This is a genomic window from Pseudomonas sp. Eqa60, assembly GCF_018326405.1.
Classification (GTDB): domain Bacteria; phylum Pseudomonadota; class Gammaproteobacteria; order Pseudomonadales; family Pseudomonadaceae; genus Aquipseudomonas; species Aquipseudomonas protegens.
On record NZ_AP024342.1, the window covers coordinates 5,208,054 to 5,226,042 of the forward strand.

At 60.0% G+C, this 17,989-nt stretch carries 16 protein-coding genes; 6 read left to right on the plus strand and 10 right to left on the minus strand.

From position 1 onward, the window contains the following. The first annotated feature begins 525 nt into the window (after positions 1–525). Entirely contained in the window at positions 526–3,417 is a 2,892-nt protein-coding gene (locus KI242_RS23365; protein ID WP_015636664.1) for a ribonucleoside-diphosphate reductase subunit alpha, read from the plus strand. A gap of 264 nt (positions 3,418–3,681) precedes the next feature. On the opposite strand, the gene flgE is transcribed toward KI242_RS23365, so the two are convergent. From flgE to KI242_RS23395, 6 genes are all read right to left on the minus strand, one after another. Further along, positions 3,682–5,025, minus strand: a complete 1,344-nt coding sequence (gene flgE, locus KI242_RS23370) for a flagellar hook protein FlgE (RefSeq protein ID WP_011062740.1) — start codon at positions 5,023–5,025, stop codon at positions 3,682–3,684. Between the two features lie 29 nt (positions 5,026–5,054). Beyond that, positions 5,055–5,783: a flagellar hook assembly protein FlgD gene (gene flgD, locus KI242_RS23375; protein WP_011062741.1), complete on the minus strand. Its 729-nt coding sequence runs from the start codon at positions 5,781–5,783 to the stop codon at positions 5,055–5,057. 15 nt (positions 5,784–5,798) lie between these two features. After that, complete coding sequence (flgC, locus tag KI242_RS23380; RefSeq protein ID WP_011062742.1) at positions 5,799–6,242, minus strand: flagellar basal body rod protein FlgC; 444 nt, start codon at positions 6,240–6,242, stop codon at positions 5,799–5,801. Positions 6,243–6,245: 3 nt separating this feature from the next. Then, positions 6,246–6,653, minus strand: a complete 408-nt coding sequence (gene flgB, locus KI242_RS23385) for a flagellar basal body rod protein FlgB (RefSeq protein ID WP_011062743.1) — start codon at positions 6,651–6,653, stop codon at positions 6,246–6,248. A gap of 251 nt (positions 6,654–6,904) precedes the next feature. Continuing rightward, the gene (cheR, locus tag KI242_RS23390) at positions 6,905–7,732 is read right to left on the minus strand and encodes a protein-glutamate O-methyltransferase CheR (RefSeq protein ID WP_011062744.1); all 828 of its coding nucleotides are present in this window, start codon (positions 7,730–7,732) and stop codon (positions 6,905–6,907) included. A 43-nt stretch (positions 7,733–7,775) separates the two neighbouring features. After that, positions 7,776–8,708: a chemotaxis protein CheV gene (locus KI242_RS23395; protein WP_011062745.1), complete on the minus strand. Its 933-nt coding sequence runs from the start codon at positions 8,706–8,708 to the stop codon at positions 7,776–7,778. Positions 8,709–8,783: 75 nt separating this feature from the next. On the opposite strand from KI242_RS23395, the gene flgA reads away from it, so the two are divergent. The 4 genes from flgA (at position 8,784) to KI242_RS23415 (ending at position 11,373) form a co-directional block, all read left to right on the plus strand. Further along, positions 8,784–9,545, plus strand: coding sequence for a flagellar basal body P-ring formation chaperone FlgA (gene flgA, locus KI242_RS23400; RefSeq protein ID WP_011062746.1), 762 nt, complete (start codon positions 8,784–8,786; stop codon positions 9,543–9,545). A 151-nt stretch (positions 9,546–9,696) separates the two neighbouring features. After that, positions 9,697–10,014 carry a flagellar biosynthesis anti-sigma factor FlgM gene (flgM, locus tag KI242_RS23405; protein WP_011062747.1) on the plus strand — a complete coding sequence of 106 codons (318 nt, stop codon included), beginning with the start codon at positions 9,697–9,699 and terminating at the stop codon, positions 10,012–10,014. Positions 10,015–10,062: 48 nt separating this feature from the next. Then, positions 10,063–10,530: a flagellar protein FlgN gene (locus KI242_RS23410; protein ID WP_011062748.1), complete on the plus strand. Its 468-nt coding sequence runs from the start codon at positions 10,063–10,065 to the stop codon at positions 10,528–10,530. Between the two features lie 96 nt (positions 10,531–10,626). Then, entirely contained in the window at positions 10,627–11,373 is a 747-nt protein-coding gene (locus tag KI242_RS23415) for a flagellar brake protein (RefSeq protein ID WP_011062749.1), read from the plus strand. Between the two features lie 59 nt (positions 11,374–11,432). On the opposite strand, the gene KI242_RS23420 is transcribed toward KI242_RS23415, so the two are convergent. Both KI242_RS23420 and KI242_RS23425 read right to left on the minus strand, forming a co-directional pair. After that, positions 11,433–12,806: an MFS transporter gene (locus KI242_RS23420; RefSeq protein ID WP_019092800.1), complete on the minus strand. Its 1,374-nt coding sequence runs from the start codon at positions 12,804–12,806 to the stop codon at positions 11,433–11,435. Between the two features lie 72 nt (positions 12,807–12,878). Next, complete coding sequence (locus tag KI242_RS23425; RefSeq protein WP_212806399.1) at positions 12,879–14,120, minus strand: glutamine synthetase family protein; 1,242 nt, start codon at positions 14,118–14,120, stop codon at positions 12,879–12,881. Positions 14,121–14,439: 319 nt separating this feature from the next. On the opposite strand from KI242_RS23425, the gene KI242_RS23430 reads away from it, so the two are divergent. Next, complete coding sequence (locus tag KI242_RS23430) at positions 14,440–15,384, plus strand: LysR family transcriptional regulator (RefSeq protein WP_015636669.1); 945 nt, start codon at positions 14,440–14,442, stop codon at positions 15,382–15,384. Here KI242_RS23430 and KI242_RS23435 read toward each other — a convergent pair. Together KI242_RS23435 and KI242_RS23440 are read right to left on the minus strand one after the other, a co-directional pair. Beyond that, positions 15,372–16,061 carry a HAMP domain-containing sensor histidine kinase gene (locus tag KI242_RS23435; RefSeq protein ID WP_011062753.1) on the minus strand — a complete coding sequence of 230 codons (690 nt, stop codon included), beginning with the start codon at positions 16,059–16,061 and terminating at the stop codon, positions 15,372–15,374. The two genes, KI242_RS23430 and KI242_RS23435, sit on opposite strands and share 13 nt — an antisense overlap. Continuing rightward, positions 16,058–17,662 carry a tetratricopeptide repeat-containing response regulator gene (locus KI242_RS23440; RefSeq protein ID WP_015636670.1) on the minus strand — a complete coding sequence of 535 codons (1,605 nt, stop codon included), beginning with the start codon at positions 17,660–17,662 and terminating at the stop codon, positions 16,058–16,060. The genes KI242_RS23435 and KI242_RS23440 overlap by 4 nt, the downstream gene beginning before the upstream one ends. Between the last annotated feature and the right edge of the window lie 327 nt (positions 17,663–17,989).

Genomic DNA, 17,989 nt, shown 5'->3' on the forward strand with positions numbered 1-17,989 from the left:
AAAAACAGTGACAAACGGTTCCATCCACTGGGACTGCGGGCTGCGTGAGTTTTACCCAGTCCATACACAATTTACGCACAACCTTATCCACAGGCAGTACGTTGCAATCAGCCCCCCAAACGCATTATCTTGTAGCCCGGCGGCTAAAAATCCCTATATCTAGGGTTTTGCGCAAAAAACCAAACACAATTCAGCCAAGAAACTCAAGCCCTTTTCTTGCCCCGTTTGGTGGAACCAATCGCTGTTTCAGAAGACCAAGACCGCGCGTGCGGATGGCATCGTTTTCCACCCTGTCCAGGAGAAAGCGGTACGGGTGTTGCAGCAACAAGACTGTCACCCACCAGGAATAAGGTGCCGAGCCCCGGCTCGGCACCCATGACTTCGGCATGGAAGCGGCGCCTATAGCCCCCTTCCTGAACTGTCCCGAAGTCGTTATGCCCGGCCTATGCCGGCTGTAGTGCTTCAGGACGGAACGGTGGGCACCCAAACGGTGCCCAAACAAACATAGAGAACGTGGAGACACCCATGCAAACCGACACAACTCGCGAGAACTCGCAGGCCAATGCGCCGCAGGCCGCCGATTCCACTCAGGATCTGTCTGCTACCGCACCTGGCCAATTGCGCGTGATCAAGCGTAACGGCACTGTCGTTCCTTATACCGATGACAAGATCACCGTCGCGATCACCAAAGCGTTCCTCGCAGTTGAAGGCGGCACCGCCGCTGCCTCGTCGCGAATCCACGACACCGTGGCGCGCCTGACCGAACAGGTCACCGCAACCTTCAAGCGTCGCATGCCTTCGGGCGGCACCATCCACATCGAAGAGATCCAGGACCAGGTAGAACTGGCCCTGATGCGCGCCGGCGAGCAGAAAGTCGCCCGCGACTACGTGATCTACCGTGACTCCCGCGCCAAGGAACGGGCCACCCGCTCCACCAGCGAAGAGCCGGTACAAGCCCACCCTTCGATCCGCATCACCCGCACCGATGGCAGCTTCGCGCCCCTGGACATGGGCCGCCTGAACACTATCGTCAGCGAAGCCTGCGAAGGCCTGGAAGAAGTCGACGGCGACCTGATCCAGCGCGAAACTCTGAAGAACCTCTACGACGGCGTGGCACTCAAAGACGTCAACACCGCTCTGGTGATGACTGCCCGCACCCTGGTCGAGCGCGAGCCGAACTACTCGTTCGTGACTGCCCGCCTGCTGATGGACACCCTGCGTGCCGAAGGCTTGGGCTTCCTCGAAGTAGCCGAAAGCGCCACCCACCACGAAATGGCCGACCTGTACGCCAAGGCGCTGCCGGCTTACGTCGCCAAGGGTATCGAGTTCGAATTGCTGAACCCGGTACTGGCCGAGTTCGATCTGGAAAAACTCGGCAAGGCGATCAACCACGAGCGCGACCAGCAGTTCACCTACCTGGGCCTGCAGACCCTGTACGACCGCTACTTCATCCACAAGGATGGCGTGCGTTTCGAACTGCCACAGATCTTCTTCATGCGCGTGGCCATGGGCCTGGCAATCGAAGAGAAACAACGTGAAGACCGCGCCATCGAGTTCTACAACCTGTTGTCGTCCTTCGACTACATGGCTTCGACCCCGACCCTGTTCAACGCCGGCACCCTGCGTCCACAGCTGTCGAGCTGCTACCTGACCACCGTTCCGGACGACCTGTCAGGCATCTACGGCGCCATCCACGACAACGCCATGCTGTCGAAATTCGCCGGCGGCCTGGGCAACGACTGGACTCCGGTACGTGCACTGGGCTCCTACATCAAGGGCACCAACGGCAAGTCCCAGGGCGTCGTGCCCTTCCTGAAAGTGGTCAACGACACCGCGGTAGCCGTGAACCAGGGTGGCAAGCGCAAGGGCGCTGTCTGTGCCTACCTGGAAACCTGGCACATGGACATCGAAGAGTTCATCGAGCTGCGCAAGAACACCGGTGATGACCGCCGTCGTACCCACGACATGAACACCGCCAACTGGATCCCCGACCTGTTCATGAAGCGCGTCTTCGACGACGGCAAGTGGACCCTGTTCTCGCCATCGGAAGTGCCTGATCTGCACGACCTGACCGGCAAGGCCTTCGAAGAGCGCTACGAGTACTACGAAGCCCTGACCGAGTACAACAAGATCAAGCTGTTCAAGACCGTCCAGGCCAAAGACCTGTGGCGCAAGATGCTGTCCATGCTCTTCGAGACCGGCCACCCATGGCTGACCTTCAAGGACCCGTGCAACCTGCGCAGCCCGCAGCAGCACGTGGGCGTGGTCCACAGCTCGAACCTGTGCACCGAGATCACCCTGAACACCAACAAGGACGAGATCGCAGTCTGCAACCTGGGCTCGATCAACCTGCCGAACCACATCGTCGACGGCAAGCTGGATACCGCCAAGCTGCAACGCACCGTGAACACTGCCGTGCGCATGCTCGACAACGTGATCGACATCAACTACTACTCGGTGCCGCAAGCGAAGAACTCCAACTTCAAGCACCGTCCGGTCGGCCTGGGCATCATGGGCTTCCAGGATGCGCTGTACCTGCAGCACATCGCCTACGGTTCCGACGCAGCCGTCGAGTTCGCCGACAAGTCCATGGAAGCGGTCAGCTACTACGCAATCCAGGCTTCCTGCGACCTGGCCGACGAGCGCGGCGCCTACGAGACCTTCCAGGGTTCGCTGTGGTCCAAGGGCATCCTGCCGCTGGATTCGCAACAGATCCTGATCGAAGCCCGTGGCCAGAAGTACATCGATGTGGACCTCAACGAATCCCTGGACTGGGCACCGGTTCGCGCCCGTGTACAGAAAGGCATTCGTAACTCCAACATCATGGCCATCGCACCGACCGCCACCATCGCCAACATCACCGGCGTGTCGCAGTCGATCGAACCGACCTATCAGAACCTCTATGTGAAATCCAACCTGTCGGGCGAATTCACCGTGATCAACCCGTACCTGGTTCGCGACCTGAAGGCTCGCGGTCTGTGGGACTCGGTCATGATCAACGACCTGAAGTACTACGACGGTTCGGTACAGCAGATCGAGCGCATCCCGCAGGAGCTCAAGGAGCTCTACGCGACTGCCTTCGAAGTGGAAACCAAGTGGATCGTCGACGCCGCCAGCCGTCGCCAGAAGTGGATCGACCAGGCTCAGTCGCTGAACCTGTACATCGCCGGCGCTTCGGGCAAGAAGCTGGACGTGACCTACCGCATGGCTTGGTACCGTGGCCTGAAAACCACCTACTACCTCCGCGCCCTGGCCGCCACCAGCACCGAGAAGTCCACCATCAACACCGGCAAGCTGAACGCTGTTTCCAGCGGCGGCAACCACGGTGACGACTCGGTCCTCGCGGCTCCAGCCGGCCCAGCTCCTGTACCTAAGGCTTGCGCCATCGACGAGCCGGATTGCGAAGCTTGCCAATAAGCTGAGCCGACAGGTGCCTGCGGGCACCTGCCCCACCCCCCGATAGACCTCCGGTTTATCGGGGGTTTTCTTTTGCCCGCAACAAAGCTGCAGGAGCCTGCTTGCCAGCGAAGAGGCCCGAAGCCTTGCACTGCACCGAGAGCGCCTTCGCTGGCAAGCCAGCCCCTGCGGCAGCGGTTCTTGCAGAGCGAACAGCACTATCGAACAGGCACAAAAAAGCCCCTCGAGGAGGGGCTTTTCGTAAAGCGTTTCAGCCAACCTGCATCAGGTCATCTGGATGATGGTCTGCATGATGGTGCTCTGGGTGGAGATGGTCTTGGCGTTCGCCTGATAGTTGCTCTGGGCCTTGATCAGGTTTACCAGTTCGTTGGTCAGGTTGACGTTGGACTCTTCCAGGGAGTTGGACTGAATCGCCCCCAGGGTGCCAGTCTTCGGCGCGTCATAACCTGGAATACCGGACGAGTAGGTCTCTTTCCACTGAGTGCCGCCTACCGGCTGCAGGCCCTGCTCGTTGGTGAAGCTGGCCAGGGAGATCTGACCGATCGGCTTGGTCTGCTCGTTGCTGAAGTTGGCCAGCATCACACCGGTGCCATCGATGGTCAGGCTGCTGATCTGGCCAGTGGAGTAGCCGTTCTGCGCGATCACCGAGCGGGTGCTTTCGCCAAACACCGAACCGGTTTTGGTCATGTCGATGCTGACACCGTTAGGTGCAGGCTTGGCGCCATTGGGAGTGAACACGCCGTTAGTGACGGTACCCGGGGTCCAGGCCGCAGCCGACATGACAATGCTGTTACCGGTAATGGTATACGGCGTGGTCCCAGGCGCAGCTGGCGGGGTCATGCTGCTGAGCTTGCCCGACGAGTCGAACTTCATGGTGATCGGCGACTGGTTGGCCATGGTGAATGCAGTACCGTCCGGGTTGCGACCATCAATCAGCGTGTAGGTTTGCCACTCATTGGCGTTCGGCGTCTTGATCATGTACTGATCCATGACGTGCTTGTTGCCCTGGGTGTCATACACAGGCGTGCTGAACTGCTTGGTGTAGGTGGTGTTGTCGGTCGGATTGAACACATAGGCCGGAGTGGTCGCACCCACATCGATCGGCGTCGAATCGGAGTTCAGGTTGATCGTCGAGGAGATCGAGTCGGTTGGCTTTGGCGCCAGGTTCGAAGTATCGATCCGCAGGTCGGTCAGCACACCGTTGATGATCTTGCCGTTGGCATCGACCGCATAACCTTGCAGGCGGGCAGTGCCGTCACTGTTGGTGATGTAGCCTTCCTTGTCGGTCTTGAAGGTACCGGCACGGGTGTAGGTCAGGGAGCCGTTGGTGCTCAGCACGAAGAAGCCCTGGCCCTGGATGCCCATGTCCAGCACATTACCGGTGTTGTTGATATCACCGTTGGTGAACTGCTGGGAAACGTTGGCCAGGCGCACACCGTTACCAATCACCTGGGTGCCGCTGCCCAGCTTGGTGGCCGAATAGACGTCGGCGAACTCCGCACGGGAGGATTTGAAGCCGGTGGTAGCGACGTTGGCGATGTTGTTGCCGGTAACGTCCAGCTGTTTGTTGGCAGCGTAGAGACCGCTAAGGCCGATATTGAAAGACATATTCCACTCCTTGTGCCGGTTAGTCGGCTCTAGATACCAATGGTTTGTACTTTGGACAGGGCAATCGGGCTGCTCATGCCGGCGAGGTTCAACATCAACTCGCCGCCGGTCTGGCTGATGGTCACGCTATTGACCGTGGCCGGCAGGTAGGTGATCAGATCAGTGCCCTTGCCATCGATGGTGGTGCTGGCCTTGAAGGTGTAGTTGCCCGGATCCGCCTTGGTGCCGTCAGTCTTGGTGCCATCCCAGACAAAGCTGGCGTTGCCGGCCTTCTGGCTGCCCATGTCGATGGTCTTGACGGTATTGCCGTCCTTGTCGGTGACGGTCACGGTGACCGAGTTCACGCTGGATGGCACGGTGACCGAGCCGGTCATGCTCTTGCTGGTGTCGACCTGGGTAGTGCCGGTCTGCACGATGACCGAGCGCCCCACCAGGGACGAAGCCTGCAAGGCCTGGGAAGACTTGTAGTTACCCGTGATCGCATTCACCGAGGAGTTGAGGGTGGTGATGCCTTCCAGGGTGGAGAACTGCGCCAACTGCGCAACGAACGCACTGTTGTCCTGCGGATCCAGCGGGTTCTGGTTGTTCAGCTGGGTTACCAGCAGCTTGAGGAATGCGTCCTTGCCCAGGCTCTGTTTGCCGGTGGCGCTGTTGGTCGCCGCGGCCAGGCCGTCGGCGCTGGTATTGCTCGTCGTTTTCGACGAATTCGCCAGGATATCCTTGAGGGATGGGGCGTTGGTGGTATCAGTAACGCTCATGGTCTTCGCCCCTTATCACTGACCCAGGGTCAGGACCTTCTGCATCATGGTTTTGGCGGTGTTCATCATTTCAGCGTTGGTCTGGAACGAACGGCTGGCAGAAATCATGTCGGCCATTTCTTCCACCACGTTGACGTTGGGGTAGTAGACATAACCCTTGGCATCAGCGGCGGGATGGTTCGGCTCGTAACGAGCTTCGAGGTTGCTCTGGTCTTCGACCACACCCAGTACCTGCACGCCCTGGCCGGCAGCGTCCTGGTTCTGGAACAGCGAGTCGCTGCCGCCGCTTTGCGCACCCTGGAACATGGTGGCAAACACCGGGTGACGAGCGCGGTAGGTCTGGTCGATGCTCGACGAGACGCTCTCGGCGTTGGCGATGTTACTGGCGACGGTGTTCAGACGGGTGGTCTGGGCGCTCATGCCACTACCGGCAATATTGAAAACACTGGCGAGGGACATGGATTACTCTCCGCGCAGGGCTGCTACCAGCCCTTTGAATTTGCTGTTGAGCAGCGTGAAGCTGGCCTGGAAATCCACCGAGTTCTGCGCGTAGCTCGATTGCTCCAGCTGGGCGTCCACGGTGTTCTGGTCGATCGAAGGTTGCATCGGGGTGCGATACAGCAGCGATTCATCACCACTGCTCAAGCCCTGGGCTTCGATATGCCGGTTGTTGGTCATGTTCAACGCGAAGGTACCGTTCTGGGCCTTCTGATTCTGCTCGGCAAGCACGGCAGAGAAGTCCAGGTCCCGAGCCTTGTAGTTCGGGGTATCGGCGTTGGCGATGTTGTTGGCCAGAACTTCGGCACGCTTGGCGCGAAAGCCAAGGGCCTGTTCGTGGATACCGAGCGCTTTATCGAAGCTGATGCTCATGGCGGAAACCTTTGGGTGACCTGATTTTTCGTAACTCGGATATAGCAAGCTGCGTGCCAAGTCATCAAACCCCGTATTTCAAGGGTTTGCCGGCGACGGCAAGGCGGCAATGCCAGAAAAGCGGCAACGGATTTCCGCGAAACACCGGCAAAGCGGCAACCACCCTGCCGTTTTCAGCCGGCGCGTCAGATAATTGCAGGCACAAAAAAGGAGGCCCAATGGCCTCCTTTTTCGGTACGACGATCTGCTGGCTACTTGGCCTGGTAGATGATGCCCGGACTGCATTGCACCATCTGATAATGATCCGGCAGCCCATTGAGGGCTTCGGAAGCCCCCAGGAACAGGTAGCCGCCAGGCTTCAGGGTGCTGTGAATGCGCATCAGGATGTCCTTCTTGACCTCCGCCGAGAAGTAGATCAACACATTGCGACAGAACACGATGTCGAACTTGCCGAGACTGGCGTAGCTGTCCAGCAGGTTGAACGAGCGGAACTCCACGCGGCTCTTGATCGGCGCCTTGACCACCCAGCGCCCCGGCCCCTTGGGGTCGAAGTAACGCTGCAGGCGCTCGGCCGACAGGCCACGTCCAATTGCCAGGCTGTCATATTCACCGGTCTTGCAGTTGTTGAGCATGGTCCCGGACAGATCAGTGGCAACGATCTGCACCCCCATCTTCAACTGCCCCATGTTGCTACGCTCGAACTCATCGATGGACATCGACAGCGAGTAGGGCTCCTGCCCCGACGAACAGGCCGCCGACCAGATGCGCAAGCGTTGGTTGGGGCTGGCCTTGATGGCTTCGGGAAGCACCTTGTTCTTCAACACCTCGAAAGGGTAGGTGTCGCGAAACCACAAGGTTTCGTTGGTCGTCATGGCATCCACGACCATCTCGCGCAAACCACTGCGGGGCTGGGTCTGAATCCGCTGGACCAGCTCACCCAAGGTTTTTATCCCTTGCTGCTCCATCAGTTTGTTGAGACGGCTCGAGACTAGATATTGCTTATTTTCCCCGAGCAAAATACCACAGGCTTTTTCCAGGAAGACCCGGAACTGTTCAAAATCCAAATTACCCGTAGACAATGCTGCCGCCTCTTAAATCTTATGTCCGCCAGGGCGAGTGCCCTTAGCTGTGATCTGCTGCTTTGATCCGGTCGACTACCCGGGATGCCAGGTCATCAGGGCGGAACTTGGCAAGGAAGTCATCGGCACCGACCTTCTTCACCATCGCCTGATTGAACACCCCTGACAACGAAGTATGCAGGATGATATGCAGCTTTTGCATGCGTGGATCATTACGTATCTCGGCCGTGAGGGTGTAACCGTCCATTTCGGGCATCTCGATGTCGGAAATCATCATGAGGAATTCCTCTTCCGGCTTCTTGCCCTCGTCCACCAGTTTGCGCAAGTAATCCAGCGCTTGCCGGCCATCATTCAATGCCACTACCTCGACACCTACGGTTTGCAGGCAACGGGTGACCTGCTTGCGTGCCACCGACGAGTCATCGACGGTCAGCACCCGCAGGGAAACAGCCTTGTGCTGGGTTTCGACATCCACCACTCCTGCCGAGATCGCCTCCGAGGTCGGCGCGACTTCCGCCAGGATCTTCTCCACGTCGATGATTTCCACCAACTGGTTGTCCACCCGAGTGACCGCCGTCAGGTAGTGATCGCGTCCGGTCCCCTTGGGCGGCGGATGGATCTCTTCCCAGTTCATGTTGACGATGCGCTCCACCGAGCGCACCAGGAAACCCTGGGTCTTGGTGTTGTACTCAGTGATGATGACGAACGGATTGCTCTGGTCCTGCAGGCCACCAGAACCCGTAGCCATTGCCAGATCCAGGATCGGAATGGTTGCCCCTCGTATATTCGCGACACCGCACACCACAGGACTGGATTTGGGCATCAGGGTCAGCTTAGGGCATTGCAGCACCTCGCGAACCTTGAATACGTTGATCCCGTAGAGCTGCCCACCGTCCAGACGGAACAGCAACAACTCTAGTCGATTCTGCCCAACCAATTGCGTGCGCTGGTTCACCGAATCCATTACACCAGCCATGCCCAGACTCCCCAAAGCTTTAAGATCCGACGCACGCTCATTGCTAAACGGCACGGCGCTTGCTTTTTAACTGTTATGAACGCCAAAACGACATTTTTCCGACGCCTGACATCCCGCTACCGCACTTTGCTGTGCGGGCTGTCGGCTCTGTGCATTTTAAACCCCGGCAACCCTGCCGTTGCTGATTCGGTCACCCTGCCTGATCTTCTTATCGGCGTCACTCAAGGGTTTCTTGAATTCACGGTAGAAGACTACCTGGCCACCAGTCAAACGGAAGGTCGCTATGAAATCCAGGTCAACCAGCTGGACCCGCGCATGCGCATGCCCAATTGCGACAAGGAATTGACAGCCAACCTGGAAAGCCCGGCCCAACCGCTGGGGCGGGTCACCGTCAAAGTGCGCTGCGAAGGCGCCTCGCCATGGACGGTATTCGTGCCGGCGCAGGTCAAGCTGTTTCGCGAGGTGGTCACCACTGCACGCCCGCTCAAGCGCGCCGGCATCATCGAACCGGAAGACGTGGTGCTGCGCGAACGGGACATCAGCCAGAACAATCAGGGCTACCTCACCTCAGTGGACCAAGCCATTGGTCAGAAACTTGTCCGACCAATGGTCGCCGACCAGCTCGTTACCCTGGCCCATCTGGAGCAGGCGGAAGTCGTGCGCAAGGGCGATCAAGTGGTGATATCGGCACGCAGCGGCACGTTGAATGTACGGATGCCGGGCGAGGCGCTGTCCAACGGCGGCATGAGCGAACAGATCCGGGTCAAGAACCTCAATTCGCAACGGGTGATCAAGGCCCGCATCACGGCGCCAGGGCAAGTGGAAGTGGCCATGTAGATAGCTGGCGCTCAAGCCGTGCGTTCCCTAAACTGTGGCCGATAAAGGGTCGCAGATACCTGACCTGGTTTGTCGACAATCGAGCCTAAAGTTTTTCAGGGTATGGCCGAAAACATGGCAAGCGTCCAAATACCCAGAGGTTTACTTCATCATGGTCATCGACTTCAGCCGTTTAAACAGCTCCCCTTCACTGACAGGCAGTACGCGTACCAGCACCAGCAAGGAAACCGGTGATGCCGGCAAATCCACGCCGCTGACAACCGCCGCCGAGACCAGCAAAAGCGGGGAATCGGTACACCTGAGCAATGAGGCTCAACAGTTGCAGAAAGTCACTGACAAGCTGCGTGATCAGCCTGCCGTCGACAAAGCCCGGGTGGCCGAGTTGAAGCAAGCGATTGCCGATGGCAGCTATAAGGTCGACAGCAACCGCGTAGCCAGCAAACTGCTTAACTTCGAAGCCCAGCGCTAGCCCCAGGCTTGCGCCAGGCTTTTGGACGCTTAATCCCCAAGGCCAGCCATGCACGACACCAACCTACTGCAATTGATCAACGATGACCTTGCTCCAGCGCAACACTTGCTGGAGCTGCTACGCGCCGAGTCTATCGCCCTCCACGGCCGCGACATGCCGCTGCTGGAAGATATCCTGGCGCAGAAGCAAGCCTTGGTCATCTTGCTGGAACAGCATGGCCGTAAGCGCACGCAAATTCTTGCCAGCCTGAACCTGCCGACCAACCGCGAGGGGCTCGAGCAACTGGCCAGCCACTCCAGCCTGGGCGCGCAATTGCTCGAACAGAGCAATGTCCTGACCCAATTGCTTGCCGAGTGCCAAGCTGCCAACGAGCTCAATGGTCGCTCGATCCAGATCCAACAGGCCACCACCGCCAACCAGCTGAAAATCCTCAATGGTGGCGAACCTCCTGCCCTATACGACGCCCGCGGCTCTACCTCAATGCTTGCGAAGCCACGCCCACTCAGTCAGGCTTAAACCCAAAAAATGAGCGCGCGCTACCAAGCCGTGAAACATGCTGGCAAAATGCTGGCTCCTGCGTGTAGTTGTATTTTGTCTGGAGATTGATGAACCGTGTTCAACGCCTCAAATGCGGAAGATACTCCGCAGCCACCCAAGGTGCTCACCACTGCGTTGGAGATCTCTTCCAACCTGCGGTTGCTGCAAGAGAGCCATGACCCGCTGATCATCACTTTCCACGAGCGTAGCCAGCGCTTCCAAAGCTATCTGGTGGAAGTGGACCGCGATAGCAACATGATCGCCCTCGACGAAATGATCCCCCGCGACGGTGAACGCTTCCTGCTCGCAGGCGAACCGTTTCGCGTTGAAGGCTTTCATGAAGGCGTACGCATCGCCTGGGAAAGCAACGGCTTGCCCACCCTCGACGAATCCAACGGTGGCCGCTGCTATCGCACCACCCTGCCGGACGAAGTGGTCTACCACCAGCGCCGCAACGCCTTTCGTGCCGCCCTCAAGCTGGCACAACTGGTAGACATCGAACTGAGCGGCGAGAAACTCAAGTCGCCCCTCAGCGGCAAGCTGCTGGACATTTCCGCCACCGGCTGCAAATTGCGTTTCGACGGCGATATTTCCTCACGCCTGCAACTGGGCCAGGTTTACGAGCGCTTTATCGCCGCCCTGCCCTTCGGCAGCATGACGGCCCCGGTGGAACTGCGTTACCTGCACCACGAAGAACGTATCGACACCACCTTTGCCGGCGTACGCTTCCACAACATGAGCGGCCTGGTACAGCGCCAGGTCGAACGCTTCGTCTATCAACTGCAGCGTGAAGCGCGGCGCTTCGATAAAGACGACCTCTGACTCAAAAGTATCAATGAAAACGGGCAGTGCCTTGCGGCAACTGCCCGTTTTTTTTGCTGCTAAGGCCTGGCCCCGCTGAGGTGTTCCCGGGCGCACTCCTCGGCAGGCGGTTCGTCCGCAGCCTGCGGGGTATCCGCTGCAGGCTCATCAGGCGCAGCTTCCGGCGCGGGCGCGCTCTGCATCTGGTCCTGAACCACCTGTTCGTCAACCCGCGGGTCCAGAGCCGCCACCAACGGTGAACTGGACATGCTGTCCGGCATCGCCACGTGATGCAGTGGCGCATCGTCGACCTGATGCAGATTGGTCACGGCCTTCGGCCGAATCCGCCAGACCAGCACCAGGGCAAAGAAACTGAAGAAGGCGTAGAGCATTTGGCTACCGAACAACTTCATCAGCACGCCTGCCGCCAACGGACCAATACTCGCACCCACGCCATAGGTCACCAGCAGCATCGCCGTCAGCGAGACCCGTCGATCCCCTTCCACATGGTCATTGGAGAACGCCACCGCCAGTGGATAGAGACAGAACTGAACCAGGGAACACAGGAAGCCCAGAACAAACAGGACCTCCAGCGGCACCGAAGGCAGGATCGCCAGGGGCAAGGCCACCACCGCCAGGAACAAGGCAAAACAGCGGATCAGCAGCGCCCGGTCATAGCGGTCGGACAGCCAGCCCAGCGGCCACTGCACCACCAGCCCGGCGAAAATGCAGCTACCCATGAACAGACCCACCTGCTCGGTGCTCAAGCCCTGTTGCGAGGCATAGAGCGGCGCCAGACCGTAGAACGAACCGACGATCAGCCCCGAACCCAATACCGTGCTCAGCGATTGCGGTACACGCTTGATAAAGAAGCGCGGCTCCATGGGTGCAGGGCGCAAGGGTGCCGGGTGAATGCGCCGGGTCATGGCCACCGGCACCAGGCACAGGGCAAAGCACAGCGCCACCAGCATCAGCAGCTCCAGGCCCAGGGCCGGGTGCATGACCAGTATCAACTGCCCCAGCACCAGGCCCAGGTAAGAGGCAATCATGTAGCCGCTGAACACCAGCCCGCGCTGCTTGGCGTCGGCCTGCTCATTGAGCCAGCTTTCGATGACCATGTACTGGCACATCATCCCCAGGCCCACGATCATCCGCAGCACCAGCCAGGCCGGCAACCAGTCCACCAGGCCGTGGCCCAGCACTGCTGCGCCGACAATCCCGGCACAGGTGGCGTAGGCACGGATATGCCCGACCCGGGCAATCAGTCGGTGCCCCAGCTTGCCCCCCAAAACCAGGCCGAAATAGTTGGCCGCCATCAAGGCCCCCACCCATAGCCCGTCGACATGATCGGCGGCCAGGCGCAGGGCCAGATAAGTGCTGAGCAGGCCAGAGCCAATCAGCATCATCAGCGACGCGAAATAAAGCGCTCGAAAGGATTTCCAGATTTGGCGCATCGGCGTTCCGAGCGGCTCCTTGAATGAGGTATCGAGCCCCGGCAAACCGGGGCCCGACCAGCGACGGTTCGGTTATGCCTGGGCCGCTAACACACGCCGCTCCCAGGGAGTAATTTCATCAAAGAAACTGGTCAACTCCATGGTCTTCGAAGCGATGTAGCCTTCGATGAACTCGTTGCCGAACAGTTCCCTGGCCAACTGGCTACGTTTCAGACGCTCCAGGGCCGCATGCAAGGTACAGGGCAACGAAAGATTGTCCGGCACTTCGAACTCACCCTGGATGGCAGCGGTTGGCTCCAACTCGTTCTCGATGCCATGCAAACCTGCTGCCAGGCTCGCGGCGATCGCCAGATAAGGATTGGCGTCCGCCCCCGGCAGACGATTTTCCACCCGTCGCGCCACCGGTGAACTGGCCGGAATCCGCAGGCCAGCGGCCCGATTGTCGTGGGACCAGCACGCATTGTTCGGCGAAGCGTAAGGATGACACAAGCGCTGATAGGAGTTCACATTGGGGGCGAACAAGGCAGTGAAGTCGGCGAGGCCGGCCTGCAGGCCGCCAATGAAATGCCGGAAAATCGCCGTAGGTTGCCCGGCGTCGTCACTGAAAACGTTACGGCCGTTACCCATCTCCACCAGGCTCTGGTGTATATGCATCGAGCTGCCCGGCGTGTGAGCCAAGGGCTTGGCCATGCAGACCACGATCAGGCCGTGCTTGAGCGCCACCTCCTTGAGCAGGTGCTTGAACAGGAAGGTCTGGTCCGCCAACAACAGCGGGTCACCGTGCAACAGGTTGATTTCGAACTGGCTGACGCCCATCTCGTGCATGAAGGTATCGCGGGGCAGGCCCAGGGCGGCCATGCCTTCGTAGACCTCCTTGAAGAATGGCCGCAGACCATTGTTGGAACTCACGCTGAACGCCGAATAGCCTTCCTCCCGGCGCCCATCCAGGCCGACCGGCGGCCGGAAGGGCTGCGCTGGATCGTCATTGGCCGCGAACACGAAGAACTCGAGCTCGGTGGCCACCACCGGCGCCAGGCCCAGGGCGGCATAACGGGCGATTACCTGCTTGAGCTGCCCACGAGTGGAGAGCCGCGAACTCTCGCCGCTGAGCTCATCGGCGTCACAGATGGCCAGCGCTCTGGGCGTTTCGCTCCAGGGCAGGCGGTAGATCTGCCGGGGGTCGGCATTGAGCGCCAGGTCGCCGTCGTCGCTGCCGTAGAAACGTGCTGGCGGATAACCGCCCATGATGCATTGCAGCAGCACCCCCCGCGCCATCTGCAAGCGCCGCCCTTCGAGGAACCCCTCGGCGGTCATTACCTTGCCCCGCGGCACGCCATTGAGATCCGCGGTGACACATTCGATCTCATCAATGCCCGTCAATCGCTCGGCGAGTGAACTGTGGCCATCGGTTGTCATGACTCAATCCTTGTTGTTATACGAGCCGCGAACGGCGACCCGTACAAAATACGCACCACCCGTTCAGGATTTCAAGCAGGCGTGAGTAAAATCCCCGGCCCTGCCCCCACTGGCGGGGCAAGCAGGCCGCCAGCCTTGTTACAGGTCCATGGTGTCCATCAATCAGGACAAGGGAGTAGGCTCGACAAGTCGCCTACGCCAACTTGAGGGAGCGCCCATGCTGGGAAGCCTTGCCGATATTGATTTGCGGATGCTGCGGGTGTTCTGCGCCATCGTTGATGCCGGCGGGTTCACCGCAGCCCAGGCACGGCTCAACACCAGCCTGTCGCGACTGAGCGTGGTGGTCCGGGACCTTGAGGAGCGCCTGGGCTACTCCCTGTGCAGGCGCGGCAGCAGCGGATTTCAGCTGACCGATCAGGGCCAGGAGCTGTTCGAGGCAGCACAGTTGCTGTTCGCCGACATCGAGCGCTTTCGCCAGCACGCCAACCGCCTCGGCCCCATCACCCGCGAGCAGTTGCAGATCGGCAGTGTCGACAGCCTGATCAGCCTGCCCTATGCCCCCCTGTCCCTGGCCCTGGGCCATCTGCGCCGGCGCCTGCCCCAGGTACGGCCGAACCTGCACCTGATGCGCCCCGACGAACTGGAACAGGCCGTGCTCGACGAACGCCTGCACCTGGCCATCGGCGCTTTCCACCATCAACTGTCGGGGTTGCACTATCAGCACCTGTTCGAGGAGGAACAGAACCTCTACTGCGCCAATGGCCATCCACTGTTCCCGCGCACCGACGAAACACTGACCCTGGAAGAGATCTGCGCCGCCGATTATGTGAGCCGGGGCTACATGGCGGAGCACCAGCGCCCCCATGACCTGCACTTCAACCAGAGCGTCAGCGCCTACGCCATGGAGGCCATCGCCACGCTGATTTTCTCCGGCACCTACCTGGGTTACCTGCCCAGCCACTATGCGGCGGCCTGGGTGGCCAAGGGCCAACTGCGCGCCTTGCTACCCGAGCGCCTGGCCTACCGCTCGCACTTTCACTGCATCACCCGCCAGGGCCAGGAACCCAAGGTCGCACTGGCAACCTTTCTGGAATGCCTGGCCCTGGCCGGGCGGCAACTGGGCGAGGCACACCTTCAACCACTCGCGGCTCAGGGCAAGTAGAGCTTGAACAACCCGCCGCCCAATGGGCCGCCGTTGCTGATCCGAGTGTGGCCGCACACGCCATTGCGCTGATGCAATTCGGCAATGCGCCCGGCAAAGTACAGGCCCAGCCCGGTGCTGCCGCTGCTTTGATTGATGCCCTGCACATAGTCGGCCTGACGCTCGATCATCCCTTGGGGATAGCCTTCGCCATCGTCGTTGATGGACAGCACCACCTGCCCTTCCTCATCACTGACGCTGATCAGCAGGGCATGACGTGCATGGCGAATGGAATTGTTGATGCAATTGGCCAATACCGAGGCGATCAGCTCACGATCGAAGAACCCCAGGGGGCTCAGCGGATCGACTTCATAGGCGGCGGAAATGCCACGGCTCTTGAACACGTCCTGGTGGCTCACCAGTTGCGCTTCGATGAAGTCATCCAGTTCGTGGTAGGCCGGCTGCAACGGCAGCTGGTTGATCCCCAGCTTGTACAGCCCCAGCAGTTGCACCAGCATGCCGTTGAGGTGGGCGAACTGATAGTCGATCACCCCCTGCTCTGGCGCATTCTGCTGCTCGGGCAAGCGCGCCAGCCACTGGGCGTGAGCCTGCATCAGCATGGCCAGGGAGTTCTTCATGTCATGTACGGTGGAGGCGATCACCGTGGAAAAGTCGAGCGCCTGTTGCTTTTCGATCATTGGCCAAACGCCTTGCTTCGCAGCTTCTGATAGCGCGGATAACGCGCGTCGGTATCGGGCATCATGCCCACCAATTTAAGGCACGCCCGGCATTCTTCCAGGAGTGCCGCGTCCGGATTGGCGTCGGCGCCGTGCAGCAGCGACTGGGCCATGTTCAGGGCAATACTGATGTTCTTCGGTTGCATGGCCAGGGCCTTGCGGAACAACTCCCGCGCTTCCGCGAGGTTGCCGCCCTTGTAGCTGCGCACGCCCTGACGGTTGATATCGGCGGCGGCATTGGAAGAACTGAGGATAGTCGGGTCGTCGGTCAGCTTGGCGATGTTCTGCATGACCTTCGGATCATCACCATAGATCTCCGCACAGTTCTTGAGCATCGAAGCACCGGCACTGGCCTGCCCCAGCATCTGCAGTTGCTTGGCCACCAGCAGCGCCGCTTCGGGGCTCATGAACTGCTCCATGCCGTCCAGGCGCAGCAACGCCTGCTCGGTGAGTTTTTCCGCGGTCTCGGCATCATTGAGCAACAGACTCGTGGCCTTCATCAGCCGCGCGCGAATCTGCAGGCCCGGGTCAGTGGGATTCTCCTTGGCCACCGCACTCAGGGTCTGGTTGATTTCCAGCCGGGTGCGCGTGTCCAGGCCCCTCTCGCTGCCCTTGCTGATCAGGGCATGGGCCAGCCCGAGGTTGCTTTCCGGGTCCTTGAAACGCGACTGCGCGCCCTGGGACACCGCTTGGCGATAGGCCCGGGAGGCGCTGTCAAAGTCTTCGTTGGCCATGGCCAGCTTGCCCAGCAATGCCTGGCGCCGCACGGCCAGGGGAGAAAGGCGCACCGCCTCTTCCAGCACGTTCTGGGCCCGCTGGGTATCGCCTTCGGCTACCAGCACCTCTGCCAGCCCGTCGTAGAGGCCCGGCATCATCGGAAAGGCCTTCAAGGCCTTTTCATAGACCGCCTTGGCCTCGCCAACCTGCCCGCGCTTGAACAGCAGGCGCCCCAGCCCGACGTAGGCCCAGGGCAGTGGCCGGTCCGCCAGGATGCTGTTGTACAGGCGCTCCAGGGCCTCGTTCTGATGCATGTCGCGCAGGGCATCGGCGCGGTAGCGCAGGCACAACGGCGCATAACGCGGGTCCTGCTTGCACAGGGCGATGCAGGCGTTGAGCACCTCCACCGGCTTGCCCCGGTCAAGGGCCTGGAGAATGGGTTTGAGCAACGTCTTGCGCTGCTGCAGGCGCTCCAGGCGCTGGGCCAGACCGGAGCGGTTGAAAGGCTTGGTCAGGTAGGCATCGGGCTCATGCTCCAGGGCACTGAGCACCATGGCCTGGCTGCTCTCGGCGGTGACCATGAGGAACACGCTCTCATGGCTGATGAGCTTTTCCAGCATCAGGTCTTCGAGCACCTGCTGGCCGTTTTTCTTGCCGTCGCCCAGGTGATAGTCCTGGAGGATGAAGTCGTAGCGCTTCTGCGCGCACATGCGCAGGGCCTGCTCGCCAGTGTCGGCGGTGTCTACATCCTTGACGCCCAGCTCACGCAGCATCGAACGCACCGAACTGCGGAAGTCCGAGAAATCATCGACGATCAAAAAGCTCTTTTGGTGGTACGCCAGCATCGAAGATTCCAGGCAAGTAAGAAGATCAATCCAAAGACAGCAGGACCCACCCGGCTTCGCAGCCTGTTTTTGGCGCGCAGATAATAGCTGCTGGCCACGGGCTATCAAGCACTTTCCGGCCGGCCTGTGATCCAGGCCGCCACTTGGGAACACAATTGTCCACTGAGGTTATCGGCCGGATTACGCATTCCCTTATAGCCGACGGGCGGCATTTCACCGCGGATTACACAAGTCTCGACCAGCCCGTGTACTCAGCCGTAAAAGAGGCCCGTTTGCACGCTCAAACCTTGGATTCTGAAACATCACCTGATAGCGTGCAGCGCCTCA

Coding starts and splice junctions, on each gene's coding strand:
- KI242_RS23365 (WP_015636664.1), top strand. CDS start 526: ATGCAAACCGACACAACTCGCGAGAACTCGCAGGCCAATGCGCCGCAG.
- flgE (WP_011062740.1), bottom strand. CDS start 5,025: ATGTCTTTCAATATCGGCCTTAGCGGTCTCTACGCTGCCAACAAACAG.
- flgD (WP_011062741.1), bottom strand. CDS start 5,783: ATGAGCGTTACTGATACCACCAACGCCCCATCCCTCAAGGATATCCTG.
- flgC (WP_011062742.1), bottom strand. CDS start 6,242: ATGTCCCTCGCCAGTGTTTTCAATATTGCCGGTAGTGGCATGAGCGCC.
- flgB (WP_011062743.1), bottom strand. CDS start 6,653: ATGAGCATCAGCTTCGATAAAGCGCTCGGTATCCACGAACAGGCCCTT.
- KI242_RS23395 (WP_011062745.1), bottom strand. CDS start 8,708: ATGGCTGGTGTAATGGATTCGGTGAACCAGCGCACGCAATTGGTTGGG.
- flgA (WP_011062746.1), top strand. CDS start 8,784: ATGAACGCCAAAACGACATTTTTCCGACGCCTGACATCCCGCTACCGC.
- flgM (WP_011062747.1), top strand. CDS start 9,697: ATGGTCATCGACTTCAGCCGTTTAAACAGCTCCCCTTCACTGACAGGC.
- KI242_RS23410 (WP_011062748.1), top strand. CDS start 10,063: ATGCACGACACCAACCTACTGCAATTGATCAACGATGACCTTGCTCCA.
- KI242_RS23420 (WP_019092800.1), bottom strand. CDS start 12,806: ATGCGCCAAATCTGGAAATCCTTTCGAGCGCTTTATTTCGCGTCGCTG.
- KI242_RS23425 (WP_212806399.1), bottom strand. CDS start 14,120: ATGACCGCCGAGGGGTTCCTCGAAGGGCGGCGCTTGCAGATGGCGCGG.
- KI242_RS23430 (WP_015636669.1), top strand. CDS start 14,440: ATGCTGGGAAGCCTTGCCGATATTGATTTGCGGATGCTGCGGGTGTTC.
- KI242_RS23435 (WP_011062753.1), bottom strand. CDS start 16,061: ATGATCGAAAAGCAACAGGCGCTCGACTTTTCCACGGTGATCGCCTCC.
- KI242_RS23440 (WP_015636670.1), bottom strand. CDS start 17,662: ATGCTGGCGTACCACCAAAAGAGCTTTTTGATCGTCGATGATTTCTCG.